The following is a 6563-nucleotide window of genomic DNA, read 5'->3' as shown; positions in this document are numbered from 1 at the left end:
AAAATCAAACCTGCAGACTCTCGTCATGAGCGAGGGACCCGCGGGGGGCAGGTCAGGCTCGTAACCATCCGGCCGCCAACAAAGCACATAGCTTTGCAGGCCCGACTGACAGAGTTCAGATTCGACAAGTGTAGATAAATAGTAACACACCTCCCAACGGCAGGAGGTCATAGTTTTGAGGACTTTGGAAATGGCCCGCAATCGAACTACCAACCACGTTCCCACCGCCCATGCCAGCATCACAGCAACATTCTTGTATGAAACCCTAGTCTACGTGATTCGCGAACTTGGAAAAAACGCACCCGGCACTGATTGGCACCAGAATTTGTACGAAGAAGTGCAAGACTTGTTCAGCGAGTCGCAGGAGCTCATTGCAATTATGGATGCCGACAAGGCCTCGAACGTAGATGCGCTAGCTGAAGCCTTCAGAACCGCGCTTCGAACAATTGATTCAGCTTTCGACCATACAGCGCCAAAACAATCCGACCTCGCATAAGACACGATCCCCGCGAACCAACACGTCTGGATTGATCAGATTCTGGACAAAAGCAACCTATCCGATATCATGCCTCTTTATTGGACGCTTGAGGTTTGCCGAAAGCGTTCAATAAAGCAAAATGATAGGAGTGGTTGTCGAATGTCTGATGGAGTGGCGCCCCTAACTTACAACATAATAGGCCCGATCGAACTGGCATGGGATGCTTCTCGTGAGCAACTTTCACTACGCGGCAGAACTGACCTAGAGGGCCAAGTTTCCTCCGAAATTCTATTTTCCATTCAGGGTGATGACGCAATCAAGACACTAACGCAGTTCCAAACCCTCTTACAAAGGATCGCGCAAGACAACGATGGGCCAAGAAGTTTCGATTGTCTTTGACCCAAGACTGCTTGTGCCAATACCACGAGGTATCGCGAGCAAAGGGCAATTGAAAGTGTCCTTGATCGCACGGTAGATGACCGGAGGTCTTCCTCTCAGCCATGGCCCTTGTGGCACTCGTCGTCTATTAGCTATGAAGCCCGAGCTCAGGCTCTCTCTCGCGCGCGAGCGACAACGTCACTGTTTTTTCAAAAAGTACAGCCTTGCCCGCTTGTGTGACCTGTTCGATCAGGTCTGAACGTGTGTCGGCCGAGGTCGCGATCAGAACAACGTCCATCACGGGATCAGCAATAATTCTATCCGTGCTACTCGCGGTTGATCCGCGTTGCGCTGTCAGTTTTTCAGGGTTCTCCGGGATGTGGTCCGAAACCGTGGCCAGTGCGCTGTTCTGAATCGAGTTGATGGCAGTGGCGTGTACTCCAACAATGCGGCCAGGAGCCCGAATTTGTTCATTGTATGGGTCTTTCCGAAAAGAGGGCTATAGAGTGAATGCCGCGCGGAAGGCTTCCAGAGCATCTTCCGGCTTGTCTTTTGCGAAGGCTTCCATGCCAACGGGCCCATCATTGCCCATGTCCGCAAGTGCCCGCGCGATCATCGGCCAGTTCATCTCACCAGTCCCCGGTTCGCAGCGGCCGGGATTATCGGCAACCTGCACTTCGCCGATCCACGGCTGGCAGGCCTTGGCGTGGCGGATCACGTCTCCTTCTCCGATCTGGGTGTGGTAGAGATCGAGATTAATACGCAGTTGCGGGCGATCAACGGCCGCAACGAGCGACAAGACATCAACCGTTGAATTGAACGGACAGCCGGGATGTTCACGCAGGTTGAGGTTTTCTAGCGTGAATGTCACGCCCTCTTCCTCAGCCATGTCGCAAATACCATGGAGCGTGTCGCGTGCCCTGAGCCACATGCCGGGTGCCACATGGGCCATCTGCTGGATGGGCAGGCCCTGATCACCCAGACCGGTGCCATGCAGGTTCAACCGATGGACGAGCCGGTTAAATTATCGAGGGTCCTGCCGAGTGTCTCACGGCTGTTCGCGACTTCCGAACCGGCGCGTTAAGCGACGGCGTTTCATGTTTCGCTTCAAATTCTCGAAGCCACCTCAATGACCGCTCTGTCGGCGCTTGCTGCGTTTCAACCATAAACATATATCGCCTGCGAACTGATGCTGCGTGAGCAATGGTCGAGCTTGCACAAGTCGGCATTGTTAGCGCTGTGTGAGTTGGATCGCCGCCTAATTCCGTACGTGCGCCGAATTACCGCTTAGCGAGCTCCAACGGCTGAAACATTGGCGTGCGCCGAAGGTCCATTCCCGGCCAAGCCACTCTGACTTTGCAACTGGCAGTATCTGCGGTTCACAGAGGTCTGCCCTGACCGGCCGCCATTTCCAAACTTTCTCCATCCCATCCGGCCAAACTTCAAATCGAAGTGTTAAGCCGTTTTGTTAAGTGAGGCTTGAAGTGTTAAGGCTTTGCAAAGCGGGTCAGACTGCCGAACCCTCGGGGGGTTTCCCACCCGCATGGAAAGGGACCGTGGTACGGTCCCTTTTTCTCTTCATCAGCTCTGGATTGTCTCGGTGAGGTCTTGCAGAGACCACAGTCTGCCGTATTGCCCGTTTGCGAGTGCTGGTTCACGCAGTCTGTTCAGGCCTCGAGCTATGATCCTGCCGGTCCACTTGCCTCGGTGTTAAGTGCCTCGGCTTAACACCGCTCTGCGCTTAACAATAAGCCAGGCAACTTTACACTTAACTTATTGGGCAGCGGTCAGAAACTCTTGCTCTAGCTCAACCTCAACATCCTTGCCCAGCAGGGTCATGACCGCCCGAGCAGAGCCGCCGGTCACATCCAGAAGAACAAACTGCTGCCCTTCCAGAGGTCCGGCCTCAACCCGAACAAGATCCCCCGCAGCGAACCGGGGCTCGTCGACATCTGAGTTCCTGCGGCGCTTGCGGCTACCACCAAACTTGCGCATCAGAAACCGCACCTTGGCGTCCGAGATCCGAACAGGCTGCCCCCCTGCCCCCATCACTCCCGCAACCACATCCAGAGCCATCAGCTCATGGAACCGGGCTTGACCCGCAGGCCAACCGACAAACAGCCACCCCTCCATGGCGGGACGCGACCGCAGTTCCTTTTCCGGGCGAAAGCGACTGATCCGCTGCCATTCCCGTTTCACCGGCAGGAACACCTCAAACCCAGCTTTCTGCAGCACCAGCTCCGGCACAAACACCCGCTGACCTGAGCCCTTCACCTTGCGCCGCACCATCCGGCCATTGCCCGCCTTGTAAGTCTCATAATCAACCCCAAGCAGCGTCTCCCGACGCCCGCCATTCTGGCGAGCCTTCAGCTTCACAGCATACCAATCCATCTCGGTGCCCCCGGTTCGGTCTTGCAGGCTCATGATGCAACCATGTCCTCGCAGAGGCGGATCGCAGCCCGGCGCTTCTGGCGGAATTGCTCCTCTTCCCGGCTCACCTCCCCTACCCGAGCCAGACGGCTCTCGATGTCCCGCAGCCGCCGCACGCCATCATCGGCGCTCTCGCGGATCTTGCTCAGCGTCCAGGCACCCGGCCACTGACGGTTGCCCTTCAGCCAGACATGCAGTTCCGGCGCCCAGCCCTCGCTGATCGCCTTCTGCCCGATCTCATGGGCAAAGACCTTCAGCATCAGCGGCGATGGCCCCGCCTCAGGCGGCTCAATACGGCGCGCCTGGTCCAGCACATGCAGCGCGATCGGGAAGCGATCCCGCTCCTTGCCGCCCGGATGCTGCTGACACCATTCGCAGAGGCTCATCAGCCCCTGCGGGCTCATATAGGCCAGCTTCTGCCGCAGCTCCCGGCGCATCAGCTCGAACTGCTCCTTGCGCATGGTTCCAGGCTTGGTCAGCCCCATCAGATCCAGCGGGGCAATCAACAGCTCCTGCACCCGCTTTTCGCCCTCTTGCTGTTTGCTCACGTCCATACCCAACCTCTTTCTCTGCAAGTCCAACTTATCCACAGGCTCACCCGGGCTGAGTGTCCGCGTTGGTGTCTTTCTTTTTCATTCTCATTGTCTTTATCCTTATCGATGACGACACTAAGTGACTGTCCGCGACTGTCCGTGACTGTCCGTTAGTGTCTCACGGACATTAAGCGACACTCAGTCTTGGGTGATTTTCGCAAACCGCCCTTTGCGGTCTTCCTCAATGCAGGCCTGAATGCCTGCATGCAGATCATCGACGATGCGGCGGGCGCGACCGTGCCGCTGAATGCGATCCTGCACAAAGACATCGATCCACTTTATCTTGCGGGGATCTCCCGCCAGGACCGGTGCAAGCGAGGCCACATCTTCTGTCAGCCTGTTGAGACGCCGCTTGTGGGAGGCCGCCTCCACACGAGCGGCATGATTTGCGCGAGAGGCAAAGGCCGTTGTGACAATCCGCGTCACCACAGGGTGCATCAAGCGCAGCTCATCACCGGCGCGGCATGGCACCCAGCCATGAAGCGGGCCATATTCTGTGCTGCAAAGCCGTTCGAAGTGATCACAATCCACCGCGGGCTGGATCATACGCGCGAGCCGCTTCATGTCCCGTGGCAAGGTGCCAACGGGGGTCTCTGAATGGGCCAGATTGACCAGCTCAAACCACATGGATTTGCACTCATGTGACCCGTTCCAGCGCATGTCTGAACTCAGCCAGCGCCGGAATTCCCACTGGACAAACCCATGGGTGTCCAGGCGGCAATCCGCATCGATGGGATATTCGGGCAGCGCATCGATTGCTGCGGGTGAAACCACGGCATGTAAGGTCATCGCGACACCTCCAATGGAAAAATCGGCTGCAAACACGTCATCATGCGGCCCTCCGCAAGCTGTCAGCAAAGAAGGCAGGCGCGCCCGGATCGCTCAGCATGACCAGAATGGCGATATGCCCGGCCGGGGCTGTCACAGCCCCCCACCAGTTCAGCGCGGTCTGAAAGCTCACATCGCAAAACAGAGCGACCTCCCGCGGGGAGGCAAAGCGGGCTCTGAAGTAGGCAGACCACAGCTCGGGGCCACTAACCTTTAGCGCATAGGGATCAAACTTATTCGACCAAGACTTTTGGTCGAAATCCCTGCCAGACTGCGAGCATGTCATTTCGTTGTTCACAATTAGGGTCAGCTGCGCACGTCTCATGCCGCCTCCTCCCCACTCGAGGGGTCACCGACCTGCAGAAAGGAAAAGAGCGATCGTGGCGGTTCAGCCACGTCGCTCTCTCGCGCTATCTGGCACAGTGCATCATACCATGCAGCAGGCAGAACCCCCTCCTGCATATGGGTGTGGACAGTGGTCGGGCTCTTGCCCAACCGCACACCAACGGAGCGGTAGCCGCCAAGGGCTTGGATAAGATTTCGAGTGTTCATAAAGGATGCGTAATACGATTTTTTCGCATCATCAAGTGTACAGGTGTAACTTGATGCGATTTTCTCGTATTTCCGCGATAGCTAGATAATGACCTTCCTAGAGACAGAACGCACATGCATGCGGGGAGACACCTCCCCTGAGGCAATTCACAAACGCCTTGTAGCCGCGCGCCAGGCTACGGGTTTATCACAAAAAGAGCTCGCCGCGAACGCTGGCATCAAATACACGACATTTCGATCCCAAGAACAATCAGGCTCCCCCTCGGTGCGCCTAATGGCATATTTCCTTGCTGCATTCCAAATTGACTTCAATTTCATTCTTGGCGGCGATCCGTCAAAGCTGCCCGCCGACACTCTTCAAGAGATCGTGAAGAACCTCGACTGACCTTCCACGACAAGCGTGGAGCGAAAACCCAGTTCAGATTGAAACCCAGCGGTACGAGCACTGTGGCTATCAGCCGTGGCAGCATTTGATTCCCTTCACAATGTTCACGTTTTATTCCCACTCGTGCAGCGATTGCAAGCACAGCCATTAATTCAAGTATACGATTTTTCCGTATTTATGAATTGACTAATACGATTTTTTCGCATTACATTCACCCATCAACCGATGGAGGATTGAATGCAAGACATTACTCAGACCGCCCGGCAGATCGTCGGCTCCCCCGAAGATCACCTCGATGAAATCCACCTGTTCACCTCAGCATGGGCAACAATGAAGGCCGCGCGCGGCCAAAGCTTTAACCCCGCGCGCCTACGGCCTCAGTACATAATCGACTGGCCCACCCCGACGCCCGAACCAACGGAAATGGTGCTTGATCGCGTCGGCGGAAAAGTCAGGGCGATCATGGAAAGACGCGGACTGACCGCTCCTGACAAACGGGCAGCTTAGCCCCCCCCCCACCTTTCGCAGCTTGGTTTTGAGGATTGCTCAGGCTGCGCATTCTGAGGTTCCGCGCCAAATCGACGGCACGGATCGCGCGCAGGTGGTTCAATCCTCCAAATTGTCGGCCGCCTGCGCATTCCCAAAGGAAAACGTGATGCAGCAATATCAAGATGAACGACTAACCTCTGATGACCAGCTGCGCGCATTGGCTTCAAGCGACCCTACGCGCATGCTTGCCACAATGAGCGATGCAGAACTGGCTGCGCAGGCACGCCATATCTTGCCAGACATTGCGGGCGAGTTGCTGGCTCACAGACTGCTGGAGCGCTTAGATAGCTCCACCACCAAGAACACTCCCCTCTTGCTGAAGCCCAATACAGCTGATGCAGGACCTGGCCGGGGCTAAGGTCCCGGCCCT

The 6563-nt window shown here is 56.4% G+C and carries 11 protein-coding genes; 4 read left to right on the top strand and 7 right to left on the bottom strand.

Annotated elements, in window-relative coordinates:
- The first annotated feature begins 190 nt into the window (after positions 1-190).
- A complete protein-coding gene (locus NIT7645_RS02240; protein ID WP_037302286.1) occupies positions 191-496 on the top strand; it encodes a hypothetical protein in 306 nt (101 codons plus the stop codon).
- A 508-nt stretch (positions 497-1004) separates the two neighbouring features.
- Here NIT7645_RS02240 and NIT7645_RS19095 read toward each other — a convergent pair.
- From NIT7645_RS19095 to NIT7645_RS02205, 7 genes are all read right to left on the bottom strand, one after another.
- The gene (locus NIT7645_RS19095; protein WP_276325325.1) at positions 1005-1304 is read right to left on the bottom strand and encodes a Gfo/Idh/MocA family oxidoreductase; all 300 of its coding nucleotides are present in this window, start codon (positions 1302-1304) and stop codon (positions 1005-1007) included.
- Between the two features lie 51 nt (positions 1305-1355).
- The gene (locus NIT7645_RS02230) at positions 1356-1787 is read right to left on the bottom strand and encodes a TIM barrel protein (protein WP_276325326.1); all 432 of its coding nucleotides are present in this window, start codon (positions 1785-1787) and stop codon (positions 1356-1358) included.
- A gap of 842 nt (positions 1788-2629) precedes the next feature.
- A complete protein-coding gene (gene nusG, locus NIT7645_RS02225; protein ID WP_050685983.1) occupies positions 2630-3280 on the bottom strand; it encodes a transcription termination/antitermination protein NusG in 651 nt (216 codons plus the stop codon).
- The gene (locus NIT7645_RS02220) at positions 3277-3840 is read right to left on the bottom strand and encodes a hypothetical protein (RefSeq protein ID WP_050685981.1); all 564 of its coding nucleotides are present in this window, start codon (positions 3838-3840) and stop codon (positions 3277-3279) included. The genes nusG and NIT7645_RS02220 overlap by 4 nt, the downstream gene beginning before the upstream one ends.
- Positions 3841-4017: 177 nt before the next feature.
- Complete coding sequence (locus tag NIT7645_RS02215; RefSeq protein WP_050685987.1) at positions 4018-4668, bottom strand: hypothetical protein; 651 nt, start codon at positions 4666-4668, stop codon at positions 4018-4020.
- Between the two features lie 40 nt (positions 4669-4708).
- Complete coding sequence (locus tag NIT7645_RS02210) at positions 4709-5032, bottom strand: hypothetical protein (protein WP_050685979.1); 324 nt, start codon at positions 5030-5032, stop codon at positions 4709-4711.
- Entirely contained in the window at positions 5029-5259 is a 231-nt protein-coding gene (locus NIT7645_RS02205; protein ID WP_008562010.1) for a hypothetical protein, read from the bottom strand. Before NIT7645_RS02205 ends, NIT7645_RS02210 begins: the two co-directional genes overlap by 4 nt.
- A 118-nt stretch (positions 5260-5377) precedes the next feature.
- On the opposite strand from NIT7645_RS02205, the gene NIT7645_RS02200 reads away from it, so the two are divergent.
- The 3 genes from NIT7645_RS02200 (at position 5378) to NIT7645_RS02190 (ending at position 6551) form a co-directional block, all read left to right on the top strand.
- On the top strand, positions 5378-5644 hold the full coding sequence (locus NIT7645_RS02200; protein WP_131724139.1) for a helix-turn-helix domain-containing protein: 267 nt from the start codon (positions 5378-5380) through the stop codon (positions 5642-5644).
- A gap of 237 nt (positions 5645-5881) precedes the next feature.
- Positions 5882-6151, top strand: a complete 270-nt coding sequence (locus tag NIT7645_RS02195) for a hypothetical protein (RefSeq protein ID WP_050685977.1) — start codon at positions 5882-5884, stop codon at positions 6149-6151.
- Between the two features lie 148 nt (positions 6152-6299).
- Entirely contained in the window at positions 6300-6551 is a 252-nt protein-coding gene (locus tag NIT7645_RS02190; protein ID WP_131724138.1) for a hypothetical protein, read from the top strand.
- Positions 6552-6563 lie beyond the last annotated feature (12 nt).

The organism is Phaeobacter italicus (genome assembly GCF_001258055.1).
Lineage (GTDB): Bacteria > Pseudomonadota > Alphaproteobacteria > Rhodobacterales > Rhodobacteraceae > Phaeobacter > Phaeobacter italicus.
Note: the sequence above shows the minus strand (reverse complement) of the source record. Positions and strands in the feature narration are given on the sequence as shown.

Excerpts from the sequence above, each read along its gene's own strand:
- NIT7645_RS02230 (WP_276325326.1), bottom strand. The coding sequence starts at position 1,787 with ATGTGGCTCAGGGCACGCGACACGCTCCATGGTATTTGCGACATGGCT.
- NIT7645_RS02205 (WP_008562010.1), bottom strand. The coding sequence starts at position 5,259 with ATGAACACTCGAAATCTTATCCAAGCCCTTGGCGGCTACCGCTCCGTT.
- NIT7645_RS02200 (WP_131724139.1), top strand. The coding sequence starts at position 5,378 with ATGCGGGGAGACACCTCCCCTGAGGCAATTCACAAACGCCTTGTAGCC.
- NIT7645_RS02220 (WP_050685981.1), bottom strand. The coding sequence starts at position 3,840 with ATGGACGTGAGCAAACAGCAAGAGGGCGAAAAGCGGGTGCAGGAGCTG.
- NIT7645_RS02190 (WP_131724138.1), top strand. The coding sequence starts at position 6,300 with ATGCAGCAATATCAAGATGAACGACTAACCTCTGATGACCAGCTGCGC.
- NIT7645_RS02240 (WP_037302286.1), top strand. The coding sequence starts at position 191 with ATGGCCCGCAATCGAACTACCAACCACGTTCCCACCGCCCATGCCAGC.
- NIT7645_RS02215 (WP_050685987.1), bottom strand. The coding sequence starts at position 4,668 with ATGACCTTACATGCCGTGGTTTCACCCGCAGCAATCGATGCGCTGCCC.
- NIT7645_RS02195 (WP_050685977.1), top strand. The coding sequence starts at position 5,882 with ATGCAAGACATTACTCAGACCGCCCGGCAGATCGTCGGCTCCCCCGAA.
- NIT7645_RS02210 (WP_050685979.1), bottom strand. The coding sequence starts at position 5,032 with ATGAGACGTGCGCAGCTGACCCTAATTGTGAACAACGAAATGACATGC.
- nusG (WP_050685983.1), bottom strand. The coding sequence starts at position 3,280 with ATGAGCCTGCAAGACCGAACCGGGGGCACCGAGATGGATTGGTATGCT.